Source organism: Aureimonas phyllosphaerae (genome assembly GCF_900113065.1).
GTDB lineage: Bacteria > Pseudomonadota > Alphaproteobacteria > Rhizobiales > Rhizobiaceae > Aureimonas > Aureimonas phyllosphaerae.
The window spans coordinates 505,465-531,223 of record NZ_FOOA01000001.1 but is presented as its reverse complement, the minus strand read 5'-3'; the positions used below and the strand labels follow the sequence as shown (position 1 = coordinate 531,223).

Below are 25,759 nucleotides of genomic sequence, written 5' to 3'. Positions count from 1 at the left end.
ATGGCCCCGACACCGTCCGCCGAGCCGATCATCCACATGCGCGGCGTCCAGAAGCGCTACGGCCATTTCACCGCCTTGAAGGGCGTCGACCTCGATGTCGCAGCCGGCGAGGTCGTGGTGCTTCTGGGGCCGTCGGGTTCCGGCAAGTCGACGCTGATCCGCTGCATCAATCATCTCGAGGAATACGACGCGGGCGACGTGTTCGTCGGCGGCGTGCGCGTCGAGCGGGGGCGCAACCTCCTGAAGGTCCGCCAGCAGACCGGCATGGTGTTCCAGGCCTTCAACCTCTTCCCGAACCTTTCGGTGCTCGACAACGTGGCGCTCGGCCCGGTGCGGGTGAAGAAGCTGAGCTGGGACGAGAGCCGCGCCAAGGCGAGGACGCTTTTGACCCGCGTCGGCATCGGCGCGCAGGCCGAGAAGTTCCCGACCCAGCTCTCCGGCGGCCAGCAGCAGCGCGTCGGTATCGCGCGCGCGCTCGCCATGGAGCCCCGCATCCTACTCTTCGACGAGCCGACCTCGGCGCTCGACCCCGAAATGGTCGGCGAGGTGCTCGACGTCATCAAGGGTCTTGCCCATTCCGGCGTCACGCTCGTTCTCGTGACCCACGAGATGGGCTTCGCCCGGCAGGTCGCCGACCGCATCGTCTTCATGGAGGACGGCGAGATCCGGGAGGTCTCGACGCCCGACGTGTTCTTCTCCTCGACCCGCAACGAACGCGCCCGCGCCTTCCTCGACGCGGTGCTCAACCACTGATTCCACCAGACAGGCGCGGGGTGGACGCGCCAGCAAGGCCAGGCAGCATGACCCTCGATCTCGATTTCGTCCGCGCCCAGTTTCCGGCGCTCCAGGGCGAGTGGACCTTCATGGACAACGCCGGCGGCAGCCAGGTGCTGCGCACCGTCGCCGAGCGCGTGTCCGACTATCTCCTCACGACCAACGTCCAGACCGGCGCGAGCTACGAGCCGAGCCGCGTCTCGACGGCTCGTGTCTCGCAGTCGCGCGAGGCCTTCGCCCGTTTCATGAACTGCGATCCGGGCGAGATCGTCGAAGGGGCCTCGACCACGATCCTGATCCGCTTCCTGTCGGAGGCGATGACGGGGCGCCTCGAGCCGGGCGACGAGATCATCCTCACCAATACCGACCACGAGGCCAATATCGGCCCCTGGCTCCGCCACGAGGCGCGCGGCATCAAGATCCGCTGGTGGCGTTGCGATCCAGAGACCTACGAGCTCGACCTCGAGGACCTCAAGGGGCTGATGAACGAGCGCACCAAGCTCGTTTGCGTCACCCACGCCTCGAACATCCTGGGCACGATCAATCCGATCCGCGAGATCGCCGACATCGCGCATGCCGGCGGCGCCGAACTCTGCGTCGATGCGGTCGCATACGCGCCGCACCGCGCGATCGACGTGAAGGCGCTCGACGCCGACTACTACATCTTCAGCGTCTACAAGGTGTTCGGGCCGCACCACGCGGTGATGTTCGGCAAGCGGGAGAAGCTGCTCGCGCTCGACAACATCTACCACTACTTCTTCGACAAGAGCCGCGTGCCCCACAAGCTGGAGCCCGGTAACATCAACTACGAATGCGCCTGGGGCTCGATCGGCGCCGTCGACTATGTCGAGGATCTCGGCCGCCGCGCCGGGGCTGGCGAGGGGCGCGGCGCGATCGAGGCGGGCTTTGCCGCGATCGCCGAGCAGGAGCGGGTGATCACCGAACGCCTGATGGACTTTCTCCGCAGCCGCAACTCGGTGCGCATCATCGGCCGCAGCTCGTCGGCGATCGAGGATCGCGTTTCGACCGTTTCCTTCACGGCGGGTGAGCAAAGCTCGCGCGAGATTGTGGAAGCGGTGGACAAGGCCAGGATCGGCATCCGCTACGGCGACTTCTACGCCAAGCGCATCGTCGAGGAGCACGGCCTGACGAAGACCGACGGCGTCGTTCGCGTCTCCATGATCCACTACAACACGCTGGACGAGGTCGATCGCCTGATCGCGGCGCTGGAGCCGGCCCTTTGAGCGCCGCCTTCGACCTCGTGATCAGGGGGGGCACCGTTGCAACCGCCTCCGACACCTTCCTCGCCGACGTCGGCATCCGCGACGGGCGGATCGTCCAGATCGGCGAGACGCTGCCGGCGGGCGCTGAGGAGATCGACGCGCGCGGCCGCTTCGTGCTGCCGGGCGGCATTGACAGCCATGTCCACCTCTCGCAGCCGTCGGGCGAGGGGATCGTCATGGCCGACGACTTCGAGAGCGGCACGCGCTCGGCGCTGTTCGGCGGCAACACGACGGTTCTGCCCTTCTGCCTGCAGGAGAAGGGCCAGTCGCTGCGCGAGGCGCTGACGGCCTACCACGCGCTGGCAGAGGGCAACTGCTACACCGACCACTCCTTCCACATGATCATCTCGGACCCGACCGCGTCGGTCCTCGGCCAGGAACTGCCGGCGCTGGTCGCCGACGGCTACACCTCGTTCAAGGTCTTCATGACCTACGAGGGCCTGCGCCTGAACGATGCGCAGATTCTGGAGACGATGGACGTCGCCCGTCGCACCGGGGCGCTCGTCATGGTTCACTGCGAGAACGAGGACGCGATCCGCTACCTCATCGGCCGGCACGAGGCCGATGGCGACGTCGCGCCGCGCGCGCACGCCACGACGCGGCCGATCGTGGTGGAGCGCGAGGCGACGCACCGCGCCCTGTCGCTCGCCGAGGTGGTGGACGTGCCGGTGGTCATCGTCCACGTCTCCAACGGGCCGGCGATCGACGAGATCCGCGCGGCGCGCGCGCGCGGGCGCAAGGTGATCGGCGAGACCTGCCCGCAATATCTCATGCTCACCGCCGACGACCTCGAGGGCATGGACTGGGAAGGCGCGAAGTTCGTCTGCTCGCCGCCGCCGCGCGACGCGGCCAGCCAGGAGGATTGCTGGCGCGGGCTGGAGACAGGCGTCTTCGACATTTTCTCATCCGACCACTGCCCGTTCCGCTACGACGACCCCGCCGGCAAGCTGAACCCGAAAGGCAAGATGAGCTTCCGACACATCCCGAACGGCATCCCCGGCGTCGAGACGCGCCTGCCGATCCTCTTTTCGGAAGGGGTGATGAAGGGCCGGATCGACCTTTCGCGCTTCGTGGCGCTGACGGCCACGAACCATGCCAAGGTCTACGGCCTCGAGCGCAAGGGGCGCGTCGCGGTCGGCATGGACGCCGACATCGCGATCTGGGATCCGGAGGCGCGGCGCACCATCCGCCATGCCGACCTTCACGACGGGGCCGACTACAGCCCCTATGAAGGGATCGAGATCCAGGGCTGGCCGACCACGGTCGTGCTCGGCGGCAAGGTCATGGTGCAGGACGGCGAACTGACTGGGACGAAGGGCGACGGGCGCTACCGCGCCCGTGCCCTGCCCAAGGTCTGAGCACCGCGTCAGACGGCACGGGTCGCCCCGCCGTCGACGCGCAGCTTGGTGCCCGTGACATAGGACGCCTGCATCGAGGCGAGGAACACCACAGCCGCCGCGAACTCCTCGGGGCGGCCGTAGCGCCCGGCGGGGATCGCGGCGATCGAGGCCTTCTGCACCGCCTCGACGCTCGAACCGGAGCGGGCCGCGTTGGCGGCGTCGAGTTCGGCGAGCCGCGTCGTCTCGATCCGGCCCGGCAGCACCACATTGACGGTCACGCCGTCGCCCGCCACCTCGGCCGCCAGCGTCTTCGACCAGCCGAGAACGGCGGCGCGGATGCCGTTGGACAGGGCCAGATTCGGGATCGGCTGTTCGACGCCTGAAGAGGCGACCGTGACGATGCGGCCGAAGCCGCGCTCGCGCATCGGCGGCAGCAGGCGGCCGGTGAGGTGGAAGAGGTTGGCGGCCATCGTCTCGAACTGGCGGAGCCAGTCGCCGCGCGCCATCCCCGCCGCGGGGCCGGGGGGAGGACCACCGGAATTGTTGACGAGGATATCGACGCCACCCTCGGCCAGCAGCCGCTCGGCGAGCGCGTCGATCGCCGCGATGTCCGAAAGGTCCGCCGAGACGGCCGTCAGGCCCGTCCTGCCACCACCCCAGGCCTCGATCGCCGCCGCATCGCGGGCGACCGCGGTGACGGCGACGCCCTCAGTGAGCAGCCCTTCGGCGATCGCGCGGCCGAGGCCGCGGCTCGCGCCCATGACCAGCGCGCGGCGGCCCTTGATTCCCAGATCCATCAGTTCAGTTCCTTCAGTCGCTTGTCCTGCCGGGCGATGAGCCGCTCGATGTCGGCCACCGTCTGCGGTGTGAGGGTGCCGCCGGGCCGGCGCAGCGCGGCATTCGCGATGATGCCGCGGCGCGCCATCACGTATTTGCGCACCGCCAGCCCGACGCCCGGCTGCTGCTCGAAGCGAGCGAGCGGCAGATAGGCGTCGAAGAGGTCGTGCGCACGCTCGATCTCGCCGGCTTGCCTGTGACGGACGACGTCGACCATCATTTCGGGATAGGCGAAACCTGTCATGGCGCCATCCGCCCCGCGCCCCATCTCCTCGTGCAGGAACATGCCGCCGTTGCCGCACAGGATCGAGATGCGCCGGTCGAGCGAGCCCTCGGCCCGCAGCGCCGTGATCTTGTCGAGCCCCGGCCAATCCTCGTGCTTGAGGCAAACGCAGGTCGGCAGGTCGCGAACGATCCGGCGGATCACCGGCACCGACATCTGCACGTTGGTGACGAGCGGGAAGTCCTGCAGCACGAACGGCACGTCGCCGATGAACTCGGCGGCCTGATGGTAGTAGGTCACGATCTGGTCGTCGGTGCGCAGGGCGCCCGGCGGGGCGATCATCACGCCGGCTGCCCCGTCGTCCATCACCATCGTCGTCAAGGCCGCCATCTGCGCGAAGCCCGCCGCCGACACGCCGACCACCACCGGCACGCGGCCGGCGACGCGGGCGAGGATGCGCCGGACGATCGTTTGCGATTCCTCGATCGTCAGCTTCTGCGCCTCGCCCATCATGCCGAGCACGGTGAGGCCCGTCGCGCCGCAATCGAGGTAGAAGTCCACCATCCGATCGGTGCTCTCGAGGTCCAGCGCCCCGTCGCTCTGGAACGGCGTCACGGCAATGACGTAGACGCCCTTTGCGCTCTCGTTCAGTCGCATCACCGGTTGTCTCCTTGGTTCTGTTGGGCGCGGGCCAGCGCCACGCGGCCGATGGCCATGGCGGCCGCGGCCTGGCAGGGTTCGATGACGGGTCGCTCGAGCGCGTCTTCCAACGCGGCACGAAAGCGGGTCATCCCGGCGCAGCCGAGGATCAGGACGTCGGCACCGTGCGCGTCGCTCAAGGTTCGCCCGACCTCCTGAAGACGCCCGAAGGTCCGCGTCTCGTCGGCAAGGTCCGCGACGCCGAGTTCGAGGGGCAGGTCGGCGGCGAGCCGGTCCATGACGCCCATCGCGCCGAACATGCGCATGTGTCGGGGCACCGATCGCTGTAGGATCGACAGGACGCCGAACCGCTGGCCGACCGACATCGCGGTGAGGATCGCGCTTTCGGCGATGCCAAGCACCGGACGACGGCTCTGCTCACGCAGCGCGGCTAAGCCGGGATCTGAGAAGCAGGCGACGACGAAGGCGGAGGCTTCGTTCTCCAAAGCCGCCGCGCGCTTCAGGAGCGGGCCGACGACGCCGTCGACATGGGCTTGGGTCTCGATGCCTTTCGGCCCCTCGTCGAGCTGGATCGCGGCGATCGGCGCGGGGCTGACGGCTCGCAGCGGCTCCATCGCCCGGTCGATGCCGGCCGTCACCACGTCGCTGGAGTTCGGGTTGACGACGAAGATGGTCACGGGCGATCGCCCTCCGCTTGCGTTTCGGGATAGCGCGCCCGGCTCCAGAAGCCGTCAGGCAGGCCCAGCATGTCCTCGGCGCCGATCCGCGCGATCATGCGCTCGGCCTCGCGTTGCGCGTCGGCCAGGACGCCGGCCATGTCGGTCCGCACCGGCCGCCCGCCCTGCAGCAGGATCTCGCCGCCGACCAGCACGGTGTCGACGTCGTTGCCGTTGGCGAAGTAGGCGACGCGGAAGGGCTCCATGTTGACGGGGTAGAGGTGCGGGCGCTGCATGTCGATCAGGATGAGATCCGCCGCCTTGCCGACCTCGAGCGAGCCGATCGTGTCGGCCATCCCGAGCGCCTCCGCGGCGTCGATCGTCACCATTTCGAGCGCCTTGCCCGGCGGCAGCACGGACGGGTCGCAAAAGTGCCGGCGATGGTAGTGCATGGCCTGCTGGACGTGGCGGAACATGTCGGCGGAGCGGTCGGGCGCCGTCGCATCCGAGCCGATCGCGACGACCGTCCCGGCCTCCATCAGCTCGATCGCCGGGCAGCGGCCGAGGATCGAGGCGATGGCGCTCGGATTGTGGGCGATCCGCGTTCCGGTCTCGGCGCTGAGCGCAATCTCGTCCCGGTCGATGTCGATGCAGTGCGAGAGAAGCGCATCGGGACCGAGGAGGCCGAGCGCGGCCGCACGGCGGATCGAGCCGCGCCAGTGCCCGTCCTGCGTGAAGAGGACGCCGAGCTCGCGCGAGGCCGCCCGCACGCTCTTCGCCTGTCGCACGGCCTCCGCATAGTCGGCGGCCGGCATCGTCGTCTCGTGCTCGTCTCGCAGGACGGAATAGAGGAGTGCGAGGTTCACCGTCCCGCGTCCGTGCCAGTCCCGGATCAGGGTCCGGCAGCTCTCCATCTGCCGTTCGAAATCGACGGGGTAGGGCGCGGCGCGGTCGTCTGCGTCGCGGCTGGCGTAGGTTCGGGGATGCGGCGCGCGGGTCGGGCCGACGGCCACCACCGAGCGCGTGCCGATCGCCGCCACGCCCTCGCAATGGGCCGCGCCGTAGGCGGGATCGTCCGTCCGCATGATCGTGTCGCCGCCGCCGAGCAGGGAGACGCCGCAGGTGACGCCGAAGCGCAGCCGCTCCATTGCGGCGAGCCGCGCCTCCGCGTACCAGAATTCCGGCGGCGAGGCCTGCGTGTAGACCTCGCCGCAGATCCGCTCCCACCGGTCACCGTCCTCCATGCCCATGGTCTTGATCAGGCCGTGCCCGGCATGGGCGTGGACGTCGATGAGGCCCGGCATCATTACCTTGCCGGCGGCGTCGAGCGACGGGGCGCCGGGATGGGTGGCCTCGATCTCGGCGCTGGACCCGACGGCGACGATACGTCCGGCCGCGATGGCGACGGCGCCATCGGGAATGACGCGGCGTGTGCCATCCATCGTGATGACGTAGGCGCCGGAAACGACGAGATCAACCATGGGTCACCTGCGGCAGGCGCGTGACGTCGAGCACCGCGTCCTTCGGCAGGGCGAAGCCGGGATGATGGCCCCGAAGGCCGGTGACGCGGATCGGGTTGTAGAGCGTCAGCCAGGCGGGATCGTCCTGCAAAACGCGATAGGCCAGTCGATAGATCGCCGCGCGCGCCGCGTCGTCCGTCGAGCGGCGTCCCCGGTCGATCAGGTCTTCGACCTCCGCGTTGTGGTAGCCCTCCCACCAGGACCCTTCGACGCGGGCGTCGAGCTTCTCGACAAGGACGCGGTAGGTCGAGAGCGGGCTGGAATCGAACACGGCGAGATCGCCGATCTCCTTGCGCCGCACCTGATGCGCGTAGGCTTCGCGATCCTCGTGATAGGTAACTTCGAGGGTGACGCCGATTTCGGCCAGTTGCGCCCCGAGCGCCGCCGTCAGCCGGACCGCCTCGTCCGGCAGTCGCGTCGGGCAGGAGACCGTGAGCGTCAGCCCTTCGCCATGGCCGGCTTGCCCGAGCAGCGCCCGCGCGGCCGCCGGATCGCGCGCGGGCGCGGCCTCGTGTCCGGCTCCGAAATGAACGGGGCTCACGAAGCCGTGGAGCGGCGTCGCGCCGCCGTCCATCACGTCGCGCACCAGCGCGTCGCGGTCGAGCGCGAGCGACAAGGCGCGGCGTAGGCGGACGTCCCGCAACGGCCCGCGGGCGGCGTTCATCAGGAAGATGATCGCGACGGGATTGAGCGTCTCGACCCGCGTCGTAGCGGCTCCGAGATCGGCGGCGAACGGGAGGTTGGTCGCGACGTCGGCTTGGCCCTCGCGAAGCGCCGCGGCGCGGGCTTCCGCATCCGGCATCGCCTGAAACACGAGCGGCGGCAGACTCGCATCCGCGGCCGGCTGCAACCGCACCGATCCGTCGCGCACCGTCTCGACGCGGTAGGGGCCGGTCCCGGCGACGGCCGCCATGTCGCCCGCATCCATCGTTGGGAGGCAGTCCGGCGAGGCGATGAAGCCCTGGACGAGGACGTCGAGAAGGTCGGCCATCGGCTCGGCGAGATCGATCGAGAGGTCGAGCCCGTCGCCCGCGATCGTGGCCTGCCCGAGATACTGACGCCAGACGGCCGGAGCGCCGAGCGTATAGCCCTTGTCCTCGCGCGCCATGCGGTGGAGCGACTGCGCGACGGCCCGCGCATCGCATCGGCTGCCGTCGTGGAACGATGCGCCGTCGCGGATCCGGAAGCGCCAGCGGCGGGCATCCGGCTCGACAGACCAGCGCTCGGCCAAGCCCGGTTTGAAGCCGTCGTCGCCGCGCCGGACCAGCGTCTCGCAGATCGCCGATAGGATCGACAGGTCGTCCGCGGCGTCGGTACAGTCGTGCGGATCGACGAGATCGGACCGCCGCTGGAGGATGGTGACGGGCGGCGTCATGCGTGGTCCCTCTGTGGCTCGTCGGTCAGGTGGCAGGCGACGGACTGGCCGCCGCCGACCTCGCGCATGGCGGGGCGCTCGGTTCTGCAGCGGTCGAAGGCGAGCGGGCACCGGGTGCGGAAGCAGCAGCCCTCGGGAAGGGACAGGGCGCTCGGCACTTCGCCCGTCAGCGGGATTTCCGCCTTCGCGCGCGTCGGATCGATGCTCGGCGCCGCCGAGAGGAGGGCGCGCGTGTAGGGGTGACGGGGGCTGTGGAACAGCGTATCGCGCGGGGCCAACTCGACGAGGAAGCCAAGATACATGACGCCGATCCGGGCGGCGATGTGGTGCACCACGGAGAGATCGTGGCTGATGAAGAGGTAGGCGAGCGCGAACTCGTCGCGCAGATCCATCATCAGGTTGAGGATCTGCGCCTGAACCGAGACGTCGAGGGCCGACACCGGCTCGTCGGCAATGATAAGGCCGGGATTGACCGAGAGCGCCCGCGCGATGCCGATCCGCTGGCGCTGACCGCCGGAGAACTGATGCGGGTAGCGCCCGGCGTGCTCGGCGTTGAGCCCGACCTTGGACAGGAGCGTCGCGACGCGCTCGGTGACCTCGCGCGGCGGCAGTGAGTCTTGGGCGCGCAGCGGTTCGGCCACGATGTCGCGCACCTTCTGCCGCGGATTGAGCGAGGCGAAGGGATCCTGGAAGATCATCTGCATCTTGGAGCGGTGCGGCAGCAGCGCCGACTGGGGCAGGGCGGCGATGTCCTGGCCGTCGAGCCGGATCGCGCCCGCCGTCGGCTCGTAGATGCGCGCCACCGCCTTGGCGAGCGTCGATTTTCCGCAGCCGGACTCCCCGACGAGCGCCAGCACCTCGCCCTTGGCGATCTGGAAGCTGACGCCGTTGACGGCCTTCACGACCCGGTCCTCCAGCCGGACCCGCCCGCCCTTCAGGCTGATGCGCTCGAGGAGGCCGGGATTGAGGCTGAACTCCTGGCGCAGGCTGGAGACGTCGAGCATCGTCGTCATGCCGTGCCTCCGGCCGACAGGGGAAAATGACAGGCCGCAAGGCCCCCGCCGGGCTGCGGTGTCAGCTCAGGCTCGACGCTCGCGCACAGCGCCTGCGCGCGCGGGCAGCGGGCGCGGAAGGCGCAGCCTTTCGGCAGGTGGCGCACGTCGGGCACGGTGCCGGGGATCTGGCGCAATCGCGGCTGTCGATGGTCGGGATCGGGGATCGAGTCGATCAGCCCGCGCGTATAGGGATGCGCGGGTGCTTCGAGGATCTGGCGGACCGGACCGGTCTCGACCACCCGGCCGCAATAGAGCACCGTCACCTTGTCGACCATTTCGGCGACCACCGCGAGATCGTGGGTCACGAGGATCAGCGAGGCGCCCTGATCGCGGATCTCGCGGCGCATGAGCCGCAGGATCTGCGCCTGGATCGTCACGTCGAGCGCGGTCGTCGGCTCGTCGGCGATGATGAGGCGCGGCTTGGCGAGGAGTGCGATGGCGATGACGACGCGCTGGCGCATGCCGCCGGAGAACTGGTGGGGGTAGCTGTCCAGCCGCTCGGCGGCGCGCGAGATGCCGTTGGCCTCCAGCATCTCGATGCAGCGGGCGCGGCGCGCCGCCTTGTCGAGATCGGTATGAAGGCGCAGCATCTCGTCCATCTGCCGGCCGATCGTCTGGACCGGGTTGAGCGAGGTCATCGGATCCTGGAAGATCATCGCGATCTCGCGCCCGCGGATCTGCCGCAGGCGCTTCTCCGACGCCTTGGCGAGGTCTTCGCCGCCAAACAGGATCTCGCCGCCCTCGATCCGTCCCGGCGGATCGATCAGGCCGAGCAGCGAAAAGCCGACGACGGACTTGCCGCCGCCCGACTCTCCGACGAGACCCATGATCTCGCCGGCGGCGAGGTCGAAGCTGACCCCGTTCACCGCCTTCACGGTGCCGGCGAACGTGTGGAACCAAGTACGCAGGTCGCGCACCGACAGGAGAGGCTGGGGTGGGGAGTGCATGACCAGCCCTATTTCAGCCGGGGATTGAGTTCGTCGCGCAGGAAGTCGCCGACGAGGTTGATGCCGAACACCATCGCCATGATCATCAGGCCGGGGAACAGCGACGTCCACCAGAGGCCGGAGAACAGGACGTCGAAGCCGTTCTTGATGAGGAGGCCGAGCGAGGGCTGGGTGACGGGCACGCCGACGCCGAGGAAGCTCAAGGACGCCTCGATCAGGATGAAGGTGCCGACCTGCACGGTGGCCACCACGATCAGCGGCGTCAGAACGTTTGGCAGGATGTGGCGGCGGATGATCGGCCCGGTGCGAAGGCCGGCGACGCGCGCCGCCTGCACGTATTCGCGATTGCGCTCACCGAGCGTCGAGCCGCGCACTGTGCGGGCATAGACCACCCAGCCGACGGCGGTCAGCGAGATCAGGATCTTGTCGATGCCGTTGCCGAAGGCCGACATTAGGAACAGCGCGATCAGCATCGAGGGGAAGGATAGCTGGATGTCGGCGACGCGCATGATGACGGCATCGATCCAGCCGCCGAAGTAGCCCGCCATCAGCCCGAGGAAGGTGCCGATCACGCAGGACATCAGCGTTGCGGCGAGCCCGATCAGCGCCGAGATACGCGTGCCGTAGACGACGGCGGCGAGGACGTCGCGGCCCTGCCCGTCGGTGCCGAGCCAGTATTTCGGGTTGCCGCCGTCCATCCAGGCGGGCGGCAGGTAGCTGTCCATCAGGTCGAGCTGCATGACGTCGTAGGGGTTCTGGGCGACCAGCGCGGGGCCGAACACGACGACGATGGCGCAGGCGAGGATGATCGCCGACCCAAGGATAGCGGAGGTGTTGCGCCGCCAGTTGTAGGCGATCTGCGAGGAGAGGAGACCCGTCGCCATCTCAGCGCACCGTGATCCGGGGGTCGATGAAGGTGTAGAGAACGTCGATCACGAAGTTGATCACCACGAAGATCAGCGCGACGAGCATCAGGTAGACGACGATCACGGGGCGGTCGGCGCGGTAGATGCTGTCGATGAGGAGCTTGCCCATGCCGGGCCAGGCGAAGATGGTCTCGGTGATCGTGGCGAACGCGATGAGGTCGCCGAGCTGCAGGCCGAAGATCGTCACCACCGGGATCAGCGCGTTGCGCAGGCCGTGGCCGTAGAGAACCTGGGCCCGCGAGGCGCCCTTGGCGCGGGCGAACTTCATGTAGTCCTGCCGCGTTACCTCCATCATGCCGGCGCGCGTGATGCGCAGGAGGATGGCGAGCGTGCCGACCGACAGCGTCACGGCCGGCAGTACGATGTGCTGCCATCCCGACCACGTGGCGAGCGAGGTCTCGATGCCGAAGATCGTGCCGACCGCCCCGCGGCCCGACGAGGGGAAGATCCGGTACTCCACCGCCAGCACCCAGATCAGCATCATGCCGACCCAGAAGCCGGGCAGCGAGACGCCCAGCAGCGACCCCGACATGATGAGCCGCGACAGCGGCTTGCCGGGATTGGCCCCGGCATAGACGCCGAGCGGGATCGCGACGACGGTCGCGATCCCCATGGCGACGAGCACGATCTCCATCGTCGCCGGCAGGCGCTCCAGGATCAGCGAGAAGGCCGGCTGGCGGAACACATAGGAGAGGCCGAGGTCGCCCTGCAGCAACCCCTTCAGGAAGATGCCGTACTGGACGAGCAGCGTCTGGTCGAGGCCGAGGATGCGGCGCGCCTGCTCGATCTCGGCCTGCGTCGCGTCGATCGGGACGACCATGAAGACGGGGTCGCCGGTGAAGGTCGTCATCAGGAAGACGATGACCGACACCGCCCAGAGTACGACGAGCGTCTGGACCAGCCGTCTGACCGTGAATGCGAACATGCGCGAAATGCCCTTCGCCCGCGAAAGCAGGAGCGCGACCGCGCCCCCGCCTGCCGGAAATCCTTACTCGGCGACGTCCATCTCGTAGGCCCAGATGAACTTGTCGACGCGCGGCTCGAAGGTGACCTTGTCGCGCGAGGCGTAGATGTCCTGCTCGTAGTGGATCGGGATCATCGGGATGTCGGCCAGCAGCAGCTTGGTCGCCTCCTGCAGGTGCGCGTCGCGCTCCTCGACGTTGGCCGTCGAGTCCGCCTTGTCGAGAAGTGCGTCCACCTCGGGGTTCGAGTAGCTCGTCCGGTTCACCTCGCCGTAGCCCGGCTTCTTGTCGCGGCTGTAGTAGAGCGAGTTGTACATCGAGCCCGCATCGCCCGACGGCACGTCCCAGCCCGACATGATCATGCTGGATTTCGGCGAGGGCACGCGGATGTAGCCCCAGAAGTTCGATTTGGGCATCAGGTTGAGCTTCAGCTGGATGCCGATCTTGCCGAGCATCGAGGTCAAAGCCTGGGCGACCTGCGCGTCGTTGACGTAGCGGTTGTTGGTGGCGTCGAGCGTCACCGCGAAGCCGTCGGGCACGCCCGCCTCCGCCATTAGCGCCTTCGCCCGCTCGAGGTCGAACGGATACATCTGCCGGAAGTCGGCGCCCTCGACATAGCCAAGGTGGGATTCCGGCACGAACTGTGCGGACGGGGTCGCCAGCCCGTTCATGATGACGCGGTCGATCGCGGCGACGTCGATCGCGCGGGCCATCGCCTCGCGCACCCGCCGATCGGTCATCGGGTTCTTGCCCGAGATGGTGGGCGAGGTCTCGCGCACGTCGAGGGCGAGGAGGATGTTGAGAAGGCTCGGGCGCGTCTCGACGGTGACGCCGCTTTCCGCCTTGACGCGGTCGATGTCGCGCACGGCGAGATCCTGCACCACGTCGAGTTCGCCCGTCAGAAGCGCGGCCGTGCGCGTCGCCGGATTGGTGATCGGGCGGAACACCACGGTGTCGATCTTCGCCTTGCCGCCATAGTAGTCGGGGAAGGCCTCCAGCGTCAGCCGGTCCTCCTTGGCCCACTCCTTCAGGCGATAGGGGCCGGTGCCCATCGGCTTCAGGCCGAGTTCGGCGTCGCCGACCTTCTTCGTGTAGGCTTCGTTGAGGATCAGGATCGCGGCGAGGTCGTTCGGCAGGGCGGCGTAGGGGCCGGGCGTCGCGATCTCGACCGTGCGGTCGTCGACCGCCCTGGCGCTCGCGATATTGGCCGAAAGGTTCGACATGACCGACGCCTTGAGGCGGTCGATCGTGAACACGACGTCGGACGCCTTCAGCGTCTCGCCGTTATGGAATTTCACCCCGTCGCGCAGGGTGAAGACCCAGGTCCTGTCATCCTTCTGCGACCAGCTTTCGGCCAGGCCCGGCCCGAACTTGAGGTCCTTGTCGCGCCGGACGAGCGGGTCGTAGAGGTGATAGAACATGATGTTGCTCGACAGTTCCTCGCCCGCCTGCGGGTCGAGGATCGTCGGATCCGACGTCAGGCCGATCGTCACCTCCTTGGCCTCGGCCTCGGCCGCGGTGGCGAAGGCGAGGGGGCCGAGCGGCAGGGTGGCGGCGAGGGCCGCCGTCGCCAGCAGGCATCGGATCGAACGGTGCAGTGTCATCTTGTCCTCCTCCAGGAATGCGGTTGCCGGCCTTCGCCGTGACGTCGGTTGCGGAGGTCAGTCCAGCGCGGACTGGACCTCGATCTGGTAGCCCTCGGGATCGTCGAAGACGAAGGCGCGGATCTTCAGTGCCACGCTGTCGCGCGGCTCGGTGAGATTGGCGACGCCGTGCGCCGTCACGAAGCGGTGCCAGGCGTCGACGTCGGGCACGCGGATGCAGAGCTGGACGGGCTTGGGATCGCTCGCGCGATGCATGCCGCGCGTCTCGTCGACGAGGCCCACATGCGAGGCGCCGGTGATGCGGTAGATCTTCGACCAGCCCTGATCGATCGCGAGCGTGAAGCCGAGCACGGTCTCGTAGAAGCGCACGGCGCGATCGAGGTCGCGATAATAGAGGAACGTGATGCCGAGGATCGGCCCGTCCGGGCGCGCGGCGGTCTCTGCGGTCATGTCATCCCCTCTCGTATGCTAGCGCCATCCAATCGGTATACACAAAAAATGGCAAGAGGATTCCGTACTGCTTCACAGCATAATCTTGAGTTTCAGAACAGGCGTGACAGGTGTCCGAGGATGGCGTTGCGCGCGTTGTCGATGTGGCGCAGCATGGCGGCCTCGGCGCGTGGCGGATCGCGGGCGAGGATCGCGTCGACGATCTCGATATGCTCGTGGCAGCCCGGCACGAATCGTTCGGGGATCGAGCCGTTGTCGAAGATGCGCGTCTTCAGCTTCAGCCCCTTCACGAGATCCGTCAGGAGCGTCGAACCCGCCGTGCGCGCGACGAGCGTATGGAAGTCCTCGTCGAACTGGGCGTATTCGGCAACGCTCGGGCGTTCTCCCTCCAGATACTGCGTCAGCCGCCTGCGCAGGGCCAGAAACGGCTCCGGCGAGGCGTTGACGCTGGCTGCCTGACGCGCCGTTTCGCCTTCGAGCAGCCGACGGACATGGAGGATCTCCATGATCTCGGTGACCGAAATCCGGCTGACGGTCGGCACCCCGCCGCCGTTGCGTGTCACCAGTCCCTCGCTCGTCAGCTTGGCGACCGCCTCGCGCACCGGCGTCCGCGAGACGCCGAGACGCTCGGCGAAGAGCTTTTCCTGAAGCGGCGTGCCGGCCGGCAACTCGCCAGCCAAGATCATCGCCTTCAGGCGGTCGTGCACCGACTGGCCGAGCGTCTGCGCCGCCGTGGGTTTGAGGCTCATGACCGTTCCTTCGCCTCGCGCCGTTGCGCCCGCATATGCCATGAACTCCCGTTCGCCGTCATCGTCCGATTTCCTGTTGCGGCCGAGTGTATACATTGGGTATCCCTTGGCAAGGCGGTGGACTGCGACAGGAGGGCGAAGTGCTGGACGTTCTGATCGAAGGCGGGCGCGTGGTGACGGCGGAGGGCTCGCGCGAGGCGGACGTCGGCATCGCGGGCGGTCGCATCGTCGCGGTCGGGCAGGGTCTTGGCCAAACGACTCATCGCATCGACGCGCGTGGTCGCCTCGTGATGCCGGGCGGCGTCGATACCCATTGCCATGTCGAGCAGATTTCCGGCGCCGGATTGATGAACGCCGACACGTTCGAAACGGCGACACGCTCGGCGCTCCACGGCGGCACCACCTCGATCGTGTCCTTCGCCGCCCAGCATCCCGGCAAGCGGCTGCGCCAGGTCGTCGACGACTACGGGGCGCTGGCGGCGCGCGGGGCGATGATCGACCATGCCTTCCACATGATCGTCTCGGATGTTTCGGGCGACAACCTCGCCCGTGACCTGCCGGAGCTTATTAGTGAGGGGCATCGGTCGATCAAGATCTTCACCACCTACGACAAGGTGCGTCTTGGCGACGAGGATATTCTCGACGTCCTGTGGACGGCCCGCGGCGGCGGGGCGCTGGTCTGTTTCCACGCCGAAAACGATGGGCTGATCCGCTGGATGTCGCGCCGCCTGATCGCGAGCGGGCGGACCGAGCCTCGCTTCCACCCGCTGTCGCATCCGCGCGCGGCGGAAATCGAGGCGCTGTCGCGCATGTGCGTCTTCGCCGAGTTCACCGGCCAGCCGATCATGCTGTTCCACGTCTCGACACGCGAGGGTGTCGAGATCGTGCGCGCGGCGCAGGCGCGCGGCGTTCCGGTCGTCGCCGAGACCTGCCCACATTACCTCTTCATGACCGTCGACCAGCTCGAGGCGCCGGGACGCGACGTCGCCGGCCTGATGTGCAGCCCGCCGCAGCGCCGCACCGACGATCAGGACGCGCTCTGGGAGGGCTTGAGTGACGGCACCCTTCGGGTCGTCTCCTCCGACCATGCGCCCTATCGGCTGGACGAGACCGGCAAGTTCGCCAACGGCGCGGATGCCCCCTTCAATCGCATCGCCAACGGGCTTCCAGGCCTCGAGGTGCGCCTGCCGCTGATGTTCGACGCGATGGTCAGTCGCGGGCGGCTCGGCCCGGAGAAGTTCGTGGAACTGACGGCGACCGCGCCGGCGGCGATCTTCGGCCTTCCCGCCAAGGGGCGGATCGCGGTCGGCGCCGATGCCGACATCGCGATCTGGGATCCGGAACGCCGCGTCACGTTCGGAGCCGACGACCTCCACGACAACACCGGCTACAATCCGTTCGCCGGCACCAGCGTGACGGGATGGCCGGAGACCGTCCTGTCGCGAGGCGAGGTGGTCGTGGCGGACGGCATGTGCCGCGCGACGCCCGGCCGCGGCCGGCGAATCGTCATGGAACCGTCGGACGCGATGCGCCCGCGCGCCGGTTCAGAGGCCGACCGGCTGGACCATGCGCGCTGACGCGGCGACCTCGGACGGCGGCACGAGGGCGTCGCGCCCGAGCGCCTTCAGCTCGTCGATCGACGAAAGGCCCATCAGGCCGAGGGTGACGTCGATCTCGTCGGAGAGGAGCTGGATGACGCGAGCCGCGCCCGCCTCGCCGCCCGCCGCGACGCCCCATACATAGGCGCGGCCGAGGAGGACGCCCGATGCGCCGAGCGCGATCGCCTTGACGATGTCGGTCCCGCGCCGGACGCCGCCGTCAAGGAGAACCTCCAGACCATCGGCCGCGTCCACGATGCTGGGCAGGGCGCTGATCGTCGAGCGGGCGCCGTCGAGCTGTCGTCCGCCGTGGTTCGACACCACGATCGCATCGGCGCCCGCCGCCTTCGCCCGGCGCGCGTCGCCGGGATGAAGGATGCCCTTGATCGACAGGCGCCCACGCCAGCGCCCGCGCAGCCAGTCGACGTCGTCCCACGACAGGGCGGGGTCGATGAGGCGCGAGAGGGTGGCGGCCTGCGCCAGGATGTTGGCGCCGAATTCCGCGCGGCCGCGCACCGCGCCGACGCCGGGCTTGCCGGTTCGCAGCATGTCGAACGCCCAGGCCGGGCGGAGCGCCATGCCGAAGCCCATGCGCGGCGTGATCCGCGTGGCGGCCCGGAAGCCGTTGCGCGCGTCGCGCTCGCGAATGCCGGTCACCGCCGTGTCGACGGTGAGGTGCAGCGTCTCGACGCCGGCCCGCTCGGCGGCCGCGACGAACTCTTCCGCCAGCCCGCGGTCCTTCAGGACATAAAGCTGGAACTGCAGCGGCCCGTCGCAGCCGGCGCGACGGAGGTCGTCGAGCGAGGCGATCGAGAAATTGGACAGGCAGGCGGGGATGCCGGCCGCATGGGCGGCCTTGGCCGCGAGGATCTCGCCGTGCCCGGCAAACAGGCCGAGGAAGCCGACGGGACCCAGCATGAAGGGAAGGCGGTTCCGCTGCCCCAGGAACTCGCTCGACAGGTCGCGCGGACGAAGGCCTGCGAGCACCCGCTGCTCCAGCCGGAGGTTCGCGAAGTCGCCCGTGCTCGACGCCAGCGTCGCCTCGGCGGAGGAGCCCCCGTCGATATAGTCGAAGAAGATCTTCGGAAGACGCCGCCGGGCGATGCGGCGGGCGTCCTCGACATTGACGAAGCGAGCGGTCATCGCGGCTTCGACAGAATGGCGTCGCGCATCTCCGACACGGCGTTCTCGTGCGAGGAGAAGCCTTCGTAGCGCGCGAGGCGGCGGGCGTGCAGCGCGAGTTCGGGATAGCCGGTGGAGGTCACGTAGCCGATCGACGAGCGCTTCAGGAAGTCGGTCACCGACAGCGGTCCGCAGGTGCGCGCCCAGCGGCTCGTCGGCAGCACCGCGTTGGGGCCGAGAACGAAGTTGCCGAGCGTCACCGGCGTATGCGGTCCCATCAGGATTTCCGCGGCTTCGGTGATCCGGCCGAGATGGCGGAACGGCTCCGTCGACAGAAGCTCGAGATGCTCGGGCGCGTAGTCGTTGACGAAGCGGTAGCTGTCTTCGAGCGAGGGCGTCAGCACGATGCCGCCATAGGGGCCAGTCAGCACGGTGCGCGAGAAGGCGGTGCGCTGCTCGCTCATGCGCGCCCAATGGCCGGGCAGGGCGGCCAGTGCCTCTTCGGCGACGCGGCGGTCGTGGGTGACGAGATAGGCCGAGGAGTCCGGTCCGTGCTCGGCCTCGATCAGGAGATCGAGGGCCGCGAGCGCGCCGTCCACCGTCTCGTCGGCGAAGATCATCGCCTCGGATGGGCCGGCGGGAAGGCCGGTGTCGAGGACGCCCGACAGGAGGCTTTTGGCCGCCACCACGAAGGGCGAGCCGGGGCCGACGATCTTGATCTTCGGCCGGATCGTCTCGGTGCCGTAGGCGGCCGCGGCAACGGCCTGCGCGCCGCCGACCTTGTAGACGGTCTCGACGCCCGCCAGCCGCGCGGCGACAAGCGTCGCGGCATCCACCGAGCCGTCCGCGGTCGGCGGGGTGAGGATGCAGAGATCGGGCACGCCCGCCACCACGGCCGGCACGCTGGTCATCATCGTGACGGAGGGGAAGGCGCCCTTGCCGCGCGGCACGTAGAGTGCGGCGGACTGGATCGGCGTCCAGCGGTCGCCGGCAAACGCGCTCGGGCGCATTTCCTTGAACCACATGGGTTCGGGCTTCTGCTCCTCGTGGAAGCGGCGGATGTTGTCGATGCCGAAGCGGATGGCCTCGATCACCTCCGGCTCCACGGACTTGAAGGCCGCGTCGAACTCGGCCTCGCCGGCCTGCAGCGCGCCGGGCGCGACGTTCGCGCCGTCGAGATCGCGGGCAAAGCGCAGGAGCGCGGCGTCGCCCTCCGATTTCACCGCCTCGATGATCGGGCGGACCGTCTCGACGAAGGACGAAAGGTTGGTCTCGGAGCGCCGCAGGAGCCGGGCGCGCGCGGCCGCGTCGAGCGTGGCGAGGTCGTGGAATGAGCAGGGGGTCGAGGACATGGGAGGCGTCACTTCGATTTCAGGAAGATGTCGAGGCCGACGAGGCGGTCGAGCGCGAGGATCGCGAGTGCCGCGCAGGCGATGAAGACCACCGAGATGGCGGCGAGATCGGGCGTGATGATGGAGCGGATCGAATTGTAGATCTGGACGGGCAACGTCACCGTGCGCGCGTCGACGAGAAGGAGGCTGACGAGGAACTCGTTCAAGGCCAGGATGAACATCAGGAGCGAGCCGGTGATGATGCCGGGCGCGACCGCCGGCACGGTGACGAGGAGGAACGTCTGGAGCGGCGGCGCGCCGCACATCGAGGCGGCGAGCTCGAGATCGGGATCGAGCGCGCCGGCGCTCGCGCTCACCGCCCAGATCATGAAGGGCAGGTTGATGACGCAGGCCGCGACGCCGACCGGCCAGAGCGAGCCGAGGACGCCTGCCTCGCCGAACAGGAGCATAAGCCCGATTCCGGAGCCGATGAGCGGGATTGTGAAGGGCAGTAGCAGGTAGACCTGGAGAAGGTTCGCAAACCGCACGCGATACTTGGCGAGCGCGAGGCCCGCCAGCGTGCCGACGGGAATCGCGATCGCGGTGCAGATCAGCGCGACCTGGAGCGATCGCCAGAACGCCTGACGCAAGTCTGCAGCACCCGCAACCTTGGCGTACCATTTCAGCGACAGCCCGTCGGGCGGGAAGGCGATGATGTTGCCGGCGGTGAACGAGGCGCCGAGAACGACCAGCGTCGGGGCCGAGAGGATGATGAGCGAGAGCGTGACGAGGGCGCCGATCACCCAGCGTTTGGAGCGGGCCTCGGTCATGGGGCGCGCCCGCGCAGCGCCAGGGTGCCCGCGCCGAATAGCGCGAAGATCGCGCCGACGAGCGTCGAGCCGACGACGACCAGAAGCAGCGTCAGTGCGGCGCCCATGCCCTGGTCGGAGGTGCGGAAGAACTGGTCGTAGATCGCGTTGGCGATGAAGTCCTGGCCCCCGCCGCCGAGGATCGCGGGGATTGCGAAGTCGGTGAGCGTCAGGGTCAGCACCACGAGCCCGGCGCCGACGAAGCCGGGCGTCGCCATCGGAAACACCACATGGAGGAGGGTCCGCCCCCAGTTGGCCCCGAGCGAGCCGGCGGCGGCCTCGACCTCTTCGGGGATCGCCGAGAGGGCGGGCGCCAGCATCAGGACGGCGAAGGGCAGCATGTACTGGACAAGGCCGAAGAGGACCGCCCAGTAATTGAAGAGGAGGCGATAGGGGCCGAGTCCGAACAGCGCGAAGATTTCGTTGGCGAGCCCCTGGTTGCCGAGGAGGATCAGCCAGCCGTAGGCGCGCACCACCTGCCCGATGAAGAAGGGCAGGAACAGCGCGATCAGCAGCGTCTTGCGCCGGGCGGCCGAGCGGGTGCGCACCATCGCATAGGCGTAGGGAAAAGCGAGGACGAGGGTCGCGAGCGTCACGATCAGCGCGCCGCCGAGACTGCGCAGCGCGACGCTGAGGAACACCGGCTCGGAGACTGCGCGGGCGTAGTTGGCAAGCGTGCGCTCCTCGGACGGCAGGAAGGTTGCCGTATCGAGCGTGCGCAGGCTGGCGTCGAGAATGTCGAAGAGGCTGATCGCGAGAAGCCCGACGAGAAGGATCGCGGGCGCCAGCATCACCCAAGGGAGCGCCTTGCCGGCCCGCGCCGGCCAGACGGCGCGCGCCGCCGCCTCGGCCGCGTCGAAGACGCGCCAACGAAGGGGATAGGCGGAGCGGGCAGGGCGAAGCGGCATGAGCGTCGGGGTCTGGTGGTGGGGTCTTGCGAAAGGGTGGCATCGGGGGCGAATGCGATCCGCCCCCGAAGGCCCGTGGCGTCAGCCCTGCATGATGGCCTTGAACTTGCCAAACCAGTCGGCCTCGTTCTCGACCTGCACCTTGGACGAGATGCGGATAAGGTTCTGGAAGTCTTCGGGCGTCGTCGGATAGGACGGATCGCCCGCGAGATCGGCCGGTGGCGTGAGGCCCGGCACGACGCCCGGCAGGCCGAGGCCGTCAAGCCAGACCTGCTGGCTGTCCTTGCCGATCGCCATGTCGATGTACTTCTTAGCCCAATACAGCTCGTTCTCCGGCAGTCCCCTCGGGATCCACAGTCCGTCCGTGTCGAACTTGGCGCCTTCCTCCGGGACCACCCAGGCGACGTCGATGCCGTTCTTCTTGGCCTCGCGCGCGTTGGTCGAGATGGTGCAGGCGAGGTCGATCTCGCCGTTCTGGAACCAGGTCGTGAAGTCCGGGTCCTCGCCGAGCAGCGGCTGCTGCTCCTTCACCTTGGCGATGAAGTCCCAGGCCGGCTGCATGTTGGCCGGAATGTCCTCGAGCTTGCCGCCGCCGGCGACCTGCGCCGGGAAGTGGAAGCCGATGCCGTCGTTATAGAGGGCGATGCGGCCCTTGAACTTCGGGTCGAGCATCGCCTTCCACGAGGTCGGCGGACCGTCCGGGAAGGCGGCCGGGCGGTAGGCGAGGACGTAGACATAGCCGTAGGTGTCGACGATCGGATAGCCGTCGAGGCCGACGGGCTTGGCAAGCTCGGTGACGCCCTTGAGGTTGGGCAGGTCCGAGAGGTCTTCGGTGACGCCGCGCAGCGCCGACTTGGTGGCGTTGGTGGTCGTGTCCCAGTTGATGTGGATCGGCGGCACGCGCTTCTGCGCCACGGCCGCCCAGACCTTCGGCTGAATCTCGTTGTCCTCGGTGAGGTCGTGACGGACCGCGATGCCGGTCGCCTTCGTGAACGGGTCGGAGACGCCCGCCTTCAGCGCCTCGACCCAGGACCCGCCCCAGGCGCGCACGATGATCTCGGCCGGCTTTTCCGGCTCCTGCGCGACGGCCGTGCGAAGGCCGAGCGCCGAGGCTGCGCCGATCGAGCCCACGGCGGCGACGCCCTGCAGGAAACGGCGGCGGTTGAGGTCATGGAGGAAGGGCTTGTCGGTCATGGCGATGGCTCCTTTCGCGAATGGGGCGGCGTTCAGGCTTGCGGAAAGACGATGAGGTCGCGGGTATTCCAGCCGAGCCGCACGTGGGCGCCGACGGGCTGGACGGCGTGGCCGACCGGATCGTGGTCGAAGGCGCGCAAGGTCACGCCCAGTGCGCCGGTGGGGCGCGCCTCATAGACGACGCGTTCGCCCTCGAAGATCACGTCGGCGATCTCGGCGGTGAGATGGGTGTCGAGCGCCGCGCCGGTCGAACCGGTGCCCTCGACGCGAATCTGCTCGGCACGCAGCATGCCGACCGCGGGCTCGCCCGTGCGCGGCGCACGGCCGGCGGGCGCCGACCAGCGGCCACTCATGACCCCGAGCGGCGTCTCGAGCGTCACCACCTCGCCCTCAGCGCCCGCGACCCGGCCCTCCAGCCGGTTGGTGACGCCGATGAAGCTTGCGACGAACGCATTGGCGGGCTCGCGATAGGCGGCGATCGGCTCGGCCATCTGCTGGATGCGGCCCGCGTCCATCACGATGATCTCGTCCGACACCACGAGCGCCTCGCGCTGGTCGTGCGTCACGTTGATCGTGGTGATGCCGAGTTCGCGCTGGATGCGGCGGAACTCCAGCTGCATCTCCTCGCGCAGCTTGCGGTCGAGCGCGGCGAGCGGCTCGTCGAGGAGGAGAAGCTCCGGTTCGAAGACCAGCGCGCGGGCGATTGCCACGCGTTGCTGCTGACCGCCGGACAGCTCGTGGATGCGTCGGTCCCCGTAGGCGCCGAGATGCACGAGATCGAGGTAGCGCTCGACGCGGGCCGGGATCTCGCGCGCATCGAAGCGGCGCATCTTGAGCGGAAAGGCGACGTTCTCGGCGGCCGTCATGTGCGGGAACAGCGCGAGCTTCTGGAACACCATGCCGATCTTGCGCTTGTGCGCGGGCTCGTCGGACACCGGGCGGCCGTTGATCGCGATCTCGCCGCGCGTCGGCTTCTGGAAGCCCGCGATCATGCGCAGGAGCGTCGTCTTGCCCGAGCCCGAGGGGCCGAGGATCGTCAGGAACCGGCCGCCGGCAAGGTCGAACGAGGCATCCGCCACCGCTGCCTGTCCGGAGAAGACCATCGAGACGTCGCGCACCGACACGGCGGGCGTGCCGAGATCGGAGGCTGGTCGCGTTAGGCTCATGCGCGCCATCCCGCGCGTGCGGCAGCGGCCAGGGAAATCGGGGCGGATTCGTCACAACGCATGACGTGTGCTTGATCCAGCCGCAGGCTCGGCGCAAGCCCAAACTTGCGGCAGACGCCTGTTCTTCCAGCGGTTTCAGATGGAAGCGAGGAAGCCGCCGTCGATCGCGATGCACTGCCCGGTCATGTAGCGGGACGCGTCGCTCGCCAGGAACAGCGCGGCGCCCGCCAGATCGTCGAGATCCCCGAACCGGTTCATCGGGATGCGCCCGAGCATGCGCTCGCGCCAGTCCTCGTTCTCGTAGAAGACGTCGGTCATGGCGGTGCGGAAGTAGCCGGGCGCGATCGCGTTGACGCGGATGCCGACTGGCGCCCATTCCGCGGCCAGCGCCCGCGTCATGCCGAGAAGCCCGGATTTCGACGAGCCGTAGGGAACCGCGGTCGGCACGCCGACCATCGAGGTCAAGGAGGCGATGTTGACGATGCTGCCCGAGCCGTTCATGCGCATCGCGCGTCCCGCCGCCTGCGCCGCGAAGAACGCACCTTTCAGGTTGGTGTCGAGGATGCGGTCCCACAGCGTCTCGTCCACGTCGAAGCTCGGACGGACGTCTTCGACCCCGGCGTTGTTGACGAGCCCGTCGAGCCGACCGAAACGCTGCGTGGCCGCATCGACCGCCGCTTCGATGGACGCGACGTCCGTGACGTCGAGCGGAACGGCGAGGACGGGCGATCCGGCTTGCGAAACGGCTTCCGCCGTTGTTTGGAGATTCTCGACCTTGCGTGCGCCGACCACCAGCGAGGCGCCCGACTCGGCGAGAGCCGTCGCCAGCGCGGCGCCGATTCCGCGGCTCGCGCCCGTCACCAGCACGACGCGGCCCGTGAGATCGAACCGGCCGACGCCCTTGTTCCGTTCCGACGTCATTCGATCCCAGCCCTTCGCTTCATCCGGTCCGCCCTTTTCGCATGGGCGAACGGGCTCGCAAACGCCTTGCATGCGCTGGCGCGAAAGACCGGCGAAAGGCTGCCGGTGTTCCTGACGCGATGACCATGGCTTCCGAACCATCGACCGACGCGACCGGCGCTCGGCCCGAGACCGCGCTCTATGCGCCGGTGAAGGCGTTTCTCGAAACGCTCGGCTTCTCGGTGAAGGGGGAGGTCGGCGGGTGCGACCTCCTGGGGCTGCGGGAGGGGGAGCCCCAGATCGTCGTGGTCTGCGAACTGAAGCAGACATTCAATCTCGAACTCGTGCTGCAGGCCGTCGACCGGGCCGCGGCCTGCGACGAGGTCTGGCTCGCGGCGCGCCTGTCGCTGCGCGGCAAGGGGCGGGAGGCGGACGCGCGCTTTCGAAACCTCTGCCGCCGGCTCGGCTTCGGGCTCCTTGGCGTCGGCAGCGACGATGTGGTCCACGTCCTTCTCAGCCCGGACGCGCCGATGCCGCGTCGCGACCCGAAGCGGCGCTCGCGCCTCGTCAGCGAGCACAAGCGGCGGCAGGGCGACCCTGTCGCCGGCGGGGGCTCGCGCGCGCCGATCATGACGGCCTATCGGCAGCAGGCGCTCGTGCTGGCCCGGGCGATGGCAACGGGACCGCAGCGCCCGCGCGATCTCGCAGCCAGGGTGCCGGCCGCCGCGGCCATGCTGCGGCGTAACGTCTACGGCTGGTTCGAGCGCACCGGCCACGGCGTCTACGCTCTGACGCCGCAGGGGCACGAAGCGATCGCGCGCTGGCCCTGAGCGCGCATCAGCCCGGCTGGTACTGCGCGTCGGTGACGTGCTCCATCCAGTCGACGACCTTGCCGTCCTTCTGTTCCTGAATGGCGATGTGGGTCATGGCATTGGTCGGCGAGGCGCCGTGCCAGTGCTTCTCGCCCGGCTCGAACCAGACGACGTCGCCCGGCCGGATCTCCTCGATCGGGCCGCCCTCGCGCTGGACGAGGCCGAGGCCTGCGGTGACGATCAGCGTCTGCCCGAGCGGATGAGTATGCCAGGCCGTGCGTGCGCCGGGCTCGAAGGTGACCGTGGCGGCCGCCGCGCGCCGGGCCTCGTTGGGCGAGAACAGCGGATCGACGCGCACCGTCCCGCTGAACCACTCCGCCGGTCCCCGGCCGGAAGGCGACGATCCGTTCCTGACGATCTCCATGAGCCTTTGTCCTCATCTTGGGTGGCGGCGAGTCTGTGAGGATAGGGCCGCCCCGTGCGCTTCAAGGCCGTACA

Annotated in this window: 25 protein-coding genes; 5 read left to right on the top strand and 20 right to left on the bottom strand. The window is 68.8% G+C overall.

Annotated features, from left to right (window positions below):
- The 3 genes from BM175_RS02595 to hydA (BM175_RS02585) are packed head-to-tail and all read left to right on the top strand — an operon-like array spanning position 1 to position 3,415.
- The gene (locus BM175_RS02595; RefSeq protein WP_090958748.1) at positions 1 to 753 is read left to right on the top strand and encodes an amino acid ABC transporter ATP-binding protein; all 753 of its coding nucleotides are present in this window, start codon (positions 1 to 3) and stop codon (positions 751 to 753) included.
- Positions 754 to 800: 47 nt separating this feature from the next.
- Positions 801 to 2,018: a cysteine desulfurase-like protein gene (locus BM175_RS02590; protein WP_090958745.1), complete on the top strand. Its 1,218-nt coding sequence runs from the start codon at positions 801 to 803 to the stop codon at positions 2,016 to 2,018.
- The gene (gene hydA / locus BM175_RS02585) at positions 2,015 to 3,415 is read left to right on the top strand and encodes a dihydropyrimidinase (RefSeq protein WP_090958742.1); all 1,401 of its coding nucleotides are present in this window, start codon (positions 2,015 to 2,017) and stop codon (positions 3,413 to 3,415) included. Before BM175_RS02590 ends, hydA (BM175_RS02585) begins: the two co-directional genes overlap by 4 nt.
- Before the next feature lie 8 nt (positions 3,416 to 3,423).
- On the opposite strand, the gene BM175_RS02580 is transcribed toward hydA (BM175_RS02585), so the two are convergent.
- The 12 genes from BM175_RS02580 to BM175_RS02525 form a co-directional block, all read right to left on the bottom strand.
- Positions 3,424 to 4,194, bottom strand: a complete 771-nt coding sequence (locus tag BM175_RS02580; RefSeq protein WP_090958739.1) for an SDR family oxidoreductase — start codon at positions 4,192 to 4,194, stop codon at positions 3,424 to 3,426.
- On the bottom strand, positions 4,194 to 5,117 hold the full coding sequence (locus BM175_RS02575) for a dihydrodipicolinate synthase family protein (protein ID WP_175526730.1): 924 nt from the start codon (positions 5,115 to 5,117) through the stop codon (positions 4,194 to 4,196). The genes BM175_RS02580 and BM175_RS02575 overlap by 1 nt, the downstream gene beginning before the upstream one ends.
- On the bottom strand, positions 5,114 to 5,794 hold the full coding sequence (locus BM175_RS02570; RefSeq protein ID WP_090958734.1) for an aspartate/glutamate racemase family protein: 681 nt from the start codon (positions 5,792 to 5,794) through the stop codon (positions 5,114 to 5,116). Before BM175_RS02570 ends, BM175_RS02575 begins: the two co-directional genes overlap by 4 nt.
- The gene (locus BM175_RS02565; protein WP_090958731.1) at positions 5,791 to 7,254 is read right to left on the bottom strand and encodes an amidohydrolase family protein; all 1,464 of its coding nucleotides are present in this window, start codon (positions 7,252 to 7,254) and stop codon (positions 5,791 to 5,793) included. The genes BM175_RS02570 and BM175_RS02565 overlap by 4 nt, the downstream gene beginning before the upstream one ends.
- Positions 7,247 to 8,668 (bottom strand): ABC transporter substrate-binding protein, encoded by a 1,422-nt coding sequence (locus BM175_RS02560; RefSeq protein WP_090958729.1) that lies wholly within the window; start codon positions 8,666 to 8,668, stop codon positions 7,247 to 7,249. The genes BM175_RS02565 and BM175_RS02560 overlap by 8 nt, the downstream gene beginning before the upstream one ends.
- On the bottom strand, positions 8,665 to 9,681 hold the full coding sequence (locus BM175_RS02555; RefSeq protein WP_090958726.1) for an ABC transporter ATP-binding protein: 1,017 nt from the start codon (positions 9,679 to 9,681) through the stop codon (positions 8,665 to 8,667). Before BM175_RS02555 ends, BM175_RS02560 begins: the two co-directional genes overlap by 4 nt.
- Positions 9,678 to 10,670, bottom strand: coding sequence for an ABC transporter ATP-binding protein (locus tag BM175_RS02550; RefSeq protein ID WP_090958724.1), 993 nt, complete (start codon positions 10,668 to 10,670; stop codon positions 9,678 to 9,680). The genes BM175_RS02555 and BM175_RS02550 overlap by 4 nt, the downstream gene beginning before the upstream one ends.
- A gap of 8 nt (positions 10,671 to 10,678) precedes the next feature.
- The gene (locus BM175_RS02545; protein ID WP_090958721.1) at positions 10,679 to 11,554 is read right to left on the bottom strand and encodes an ABC transporter permease; all 876 of its coding nucleotides are present in this window, start codon (positions 11,552 to 11,554) and stop codon (positions 10,679 to 10,681) included.
- A gap of 1 nt (position 11,555) precedes the next feature.
- Complete coding sequence (locus BM175_RS02540; RefSeq protein WP_090958718.1) at positions 11,556 to 12,521, bottom strand: ABC transporter permease; 966 nt, start codon at positions 12,519 to 12,521, stop codon at positions 11,556 to 11,558.
- A 63-nt stretch (positions 12,522 to 12,584) separates the two neighbouring features.
- Complete coding sequence (locus BM175_RS02535; protein WP_090958715.1) at positions 12,585 to 14,162, bottom strand: ABC transporter substrate-binding protein; 1,578 nt, start codon at positions 14,160 to 14,162, stop codon at positions 12,585 to 12,587.
- A gap of 57 nt (positions 14,163 to 14,219) precedes the next feature.
- The gene (locus BM175_RS02530) at positions 14,220 to 14,612 is read right to left on the bottom strand and encodes a VOC family protein (protein WP_090958712.1); all 393 of its coding nucleotides are present in this window, start codon (positions 14,610 to 14,612) and stop codon (positions 14,220 to 14,222) included.
- A 92-nt stretch (positions 14,613 to 14,704) separates the two neighbouring features.
- The gene (locus BM175_RS02525) at positions 14,705 to 15,361 is read right to left on the bottom strand and encodes a GntR family transcriptional regulator (RefSeq protein ID WP_090959165.1); all 657 of its coding nucleotides are present in this window, start codon (positions 15,359 to 15,361) and stop codon (positions 14,705 to 14,707) included.
- 140 nt (positions 15,362 to 15,501) lie between these two features.
- Between BM175_RS02525 and hydA (BM175_RS02520) the strand changes: the two genes are divergently transcribed.
- Complete coding sequence (gene hydA / locus BM175_RS02520) at positions 15,502 to 16,938, top strand: dihydropyrimidinase (RefSeq protein WP_090958709.1); 1,437 nt, start codon at positions 15,502 to 15,504, stop codon at positions 16,936 to 16,938.
- Here the strand turns inward: hydA (BM175_RS02520) and BM175_RS02515 are convergent.
- From BM175_RS02515 to BM175_RS02485, 7 genes are all read right to left on the bottom strand, one after another.
- Entirely contained in the window at positions 16,906 to 18,102 is a 1,197-nt protein-coding gene (locus tag BM175_RS02515) for an alpha-hydroxy acid oxidase (RefSeq protein ID WP_090958707.1), read from the bottom strand. The genes hydA (BM175_RS02520) and BM175_RS02515 overlap by 33 nt on opposite strands.
- Positions 18,099 to 19,433 (bottom strand): histidinol dehydrogenase, encoded by a 1,335-nt coding sequence (gene hisD / locus BM175_RS02510; protein WP_090958704.1) that lies wholly within the window; start codon positions 19,431 to 19,433, stop codon positions 18,099 to 18,101. The genes BM175_RS02515 and hisD overlap by 4 nt, the downstream gene beginning before the upstream one ends.
- Positions 19,434 to 19,441: 8 nt before the next feature.
- On the bottom strand, positions 19,442 to 20,242 hold the full coding sequence (locus tag BM175_RS02505; protein WP_090958701.1) for an ABC transporter permease: 801 nt from the start codon (positions 20,240 to 20,242) through the stop codon (positions 19,442 to 19,444).
- Complete coding sequence (locus BM175_RS02500) at positions 20,239 to 21,189, bottom strand: ABC transporter permease (protein WP_090958698.1); 951 nt, start codon at positions 21,187 to 21,189, stop codon at positions 20,239 to 20,241. Before BM175_RS02500 ends, BM175_RS02505 begins: the two co-directional genes overlap by 4 nt.
- Before the next feature lie 81 nt (positions 21,190 to 21,270).
- Complete coding sequence (locus BM175_RS02495) at positions 21,271 to 22,383, bottom strand: ABC transporter substrate-binding protein (RefSeq protein WP_090958695.1); 1,113 nt, start codon at positions 22,381 to 22,383, stop codon at positions 21,271 to 21,273.
- Positions 22,384 to 22,415: 32 nt separating this feature from the next.
- Positions 22,416 to 23,549, bottom strand: a complete 1,134-nt coding sequence (locus BM175_RS02490) for an ABC transporter ATP-binding protein (protein WP_244545830.1) — start codon at positions 23,547 to 23,549, stop codon at positions 22,416 to 22,418.
- 135 nt (positions 23,550 to 23,684) lie between these two features.
- On the bottom strand, positions 23,685 to 24,470 hold the full coding sequence (locus BM175_RS02485; RefSeq protein ID WP_090958690.1) for an SDR family NAD(P)-dependent oxidoreductase: 786 nt from the start codon (positions 24,468 to 24,470) through the stop codon (positions 23,685 to 23,687).
- 125 nt (positions 24,471 to 24,595) lie between these two features.
- Between BM175_RS02485 and BM175_RS02480 the strand changes: the two genes are divergently transcribed.
- Entirely contained in the window at positions 24,596 to 25,279 is a 684-nt protein-coding gene (locus BM175_RS02480) for a DUF2161 domain-containing phosphodiesterase (RefSeq protein WP_175526729.1), read from the top strand.
- Between the two features lie 7 nt (positions 25,280 to 25,286).
- Here BM175_RS02480 and BM175_RS02475 read toward each other — a convergent pair whose 3' ends face one another.
- On the bottom strand, positions 25,287 to 25,685 hold the full coding sequence (locus BM175_RS02475) for a (R)-mandelonitrile lyase (protein WP_090958685.1): 399 nt from the start codon (positions 25,683 to 25,685) through the stop codon (positions 25,287 to 25,289).
- Positions 25,686 to 25,759 lie beyond the last annotated feature (74 nt).

Excerpts from the sequence above, each read along its gene's own strand:
- BM175_RS02595 (WP_090958748.1), top strand. The coding sequence starts at position 1 with ATGGCCCCGACACCGTCCGCCGAGCCGATCATCCACATGCGCGGCGTC.
- BM175_RS02590 (WP_090958745.1), top strand. The coding sequence starts at position 801 with ATGACCCTCGATCTCGATTTCGTCCGCGCCCAGTTTCCGGCGCTCCAG.
- BM175_RS02580 (WP_090958739.1), bottom strand. The coding sequence starts at position 4,194 with ATGGATCTGGGAATCAAGGGCCGCCGCGCGCTGGTCATGGGCGCGAGC.
- BM175_RS02565 (WP_090958731.1), bottom strand. The coding sequence starts at position 7,254 with ATGGTTGATCTCGTCGTTTCCGGCGCCTACGTCATCACGATGGATGGC.
- BM175_RS02560 (WP_090958729.1), bottom strand. The coding sequence starts at position 8,668 with ATGACGCCGCCCGTCACCATCCTCCAGCGGCGGTCCGATCTCGTCGAT.
- BM175_RS02555 (WP_090958726.1), bottom strand. The coding sequence starts at position 9,681 with ATGACGACGATGCTCGACGTCTCCAGCCTGCGCCAGGAGTTCAGCCTC.
- BM175_RS02550 (WP_090958724.1), bottom strand. The coding sequence starts at position 10,670 with ATGCACTCCCCACCCCAGCCTCTCCTGTCGGTGCGCGACCTGCGTACT.
- BM175_RS02545 (WP_090958721.1), bottom strand. The coding sequence starts at position 11,554 with ATGGCGACGGGTCTCCTCTCCTCGCAGATCGCCTACAACTGGCGGCGC.
- BM175_RS02540 (WP_090958718.1), bottom strand. The coding sequence starts at position 12,521 with ATGTTCGCATTCACGGTCAGACGGCTGGTCCAGACGCTCGTCGTACTC.
- BM175_RS02535 (WP_090958715.1), bottom strand. The coding sequence starts at position 14,162 with ATGACACTGCACCGTTCGATCCGATGCCTGCTGGCGACGGCGGCCCTC.
- BM175_RS02530 (WP_090958712.1), bottom strand. The coding sequence starts at position 14,612 with ATGACCGCAGAGACCGCCGCGCGCCCGGACGGGCCGATCCTCGGCATC.
- BM175_RS02525 (WP_090959165.1), bottom strand. The coding sequence starts at position 15,361 with ATGAGCCTCAAACCCACGGCGGCGCAGACGCTCGGCCAGTCGGTGCAC.
- BM175_RS02515 (WP_090958707.1), bottom strand. The coding sequence starts at position 18,102 with ATGACCGCTCGCTTCGTCAATGTCGAGGACGCCCGCCGCATCGCCCGG.
- hisD (WP_090958704.1), bottom strand. The coding sequence starts at position 19,433 with ATGTCCTCGACCCCCTGCTCATTCCACGACCTCGCCACGCTCGACGCG.
- BM175_RS02505 (WP_090958701.1), bottom strand. The coding sequence starts at position 20,242 with ATGACCGAGGCCCGCTCCAAACGCTGGGTGATCGGCGCCCTCGTCACG.
- BM175_RS02500 (WP_090958698.1), bottom strand. The coding sequence starts at position 21,189 with ATGCCGCTTCGCCCTGCCCGCTCCGCCTATCCCCTTCGTTGGCGCGTC.
- BM175_RS02495 (WP_090958695.1), bottom strand. The coding sequence starts at position 22,383 with ATGACCGACAAGCCCTTCCTCCATGACCTCAACCGCCGCCGTTTCCTG.
- BM175_RS02490 (WP_244545830.1), bottom strand. The coding sequence starts at position 23,549 with ATGAGCCTAACGCGACCAGCCTCCGATCTCGGCACGCCCGCCGTGTCG.
- BM175_RS02485 (WP_090958690.1), bottom strand. The coding sequence starts at position 24,470 with ATGACGTCGGAACGGAACAAGGGCGTCGGCCGGTTCGATCTCACGGGC.
- BM175_RS02480 (WP_175526729.1), top strand. The coding sequence starts at position 24,596 with ATGGCTTCCGAACCATCGACCGACGCGACCGGCGCTCGGCCCGAGACC.
- BM175_RS02475 (WP_090958685.1), bottom strand. The coding sequence starts at position 25,685 with ATGGAGATCGTCAGGAACGGATCGTCGCCTTCCGGCCGGGGACCGGCG.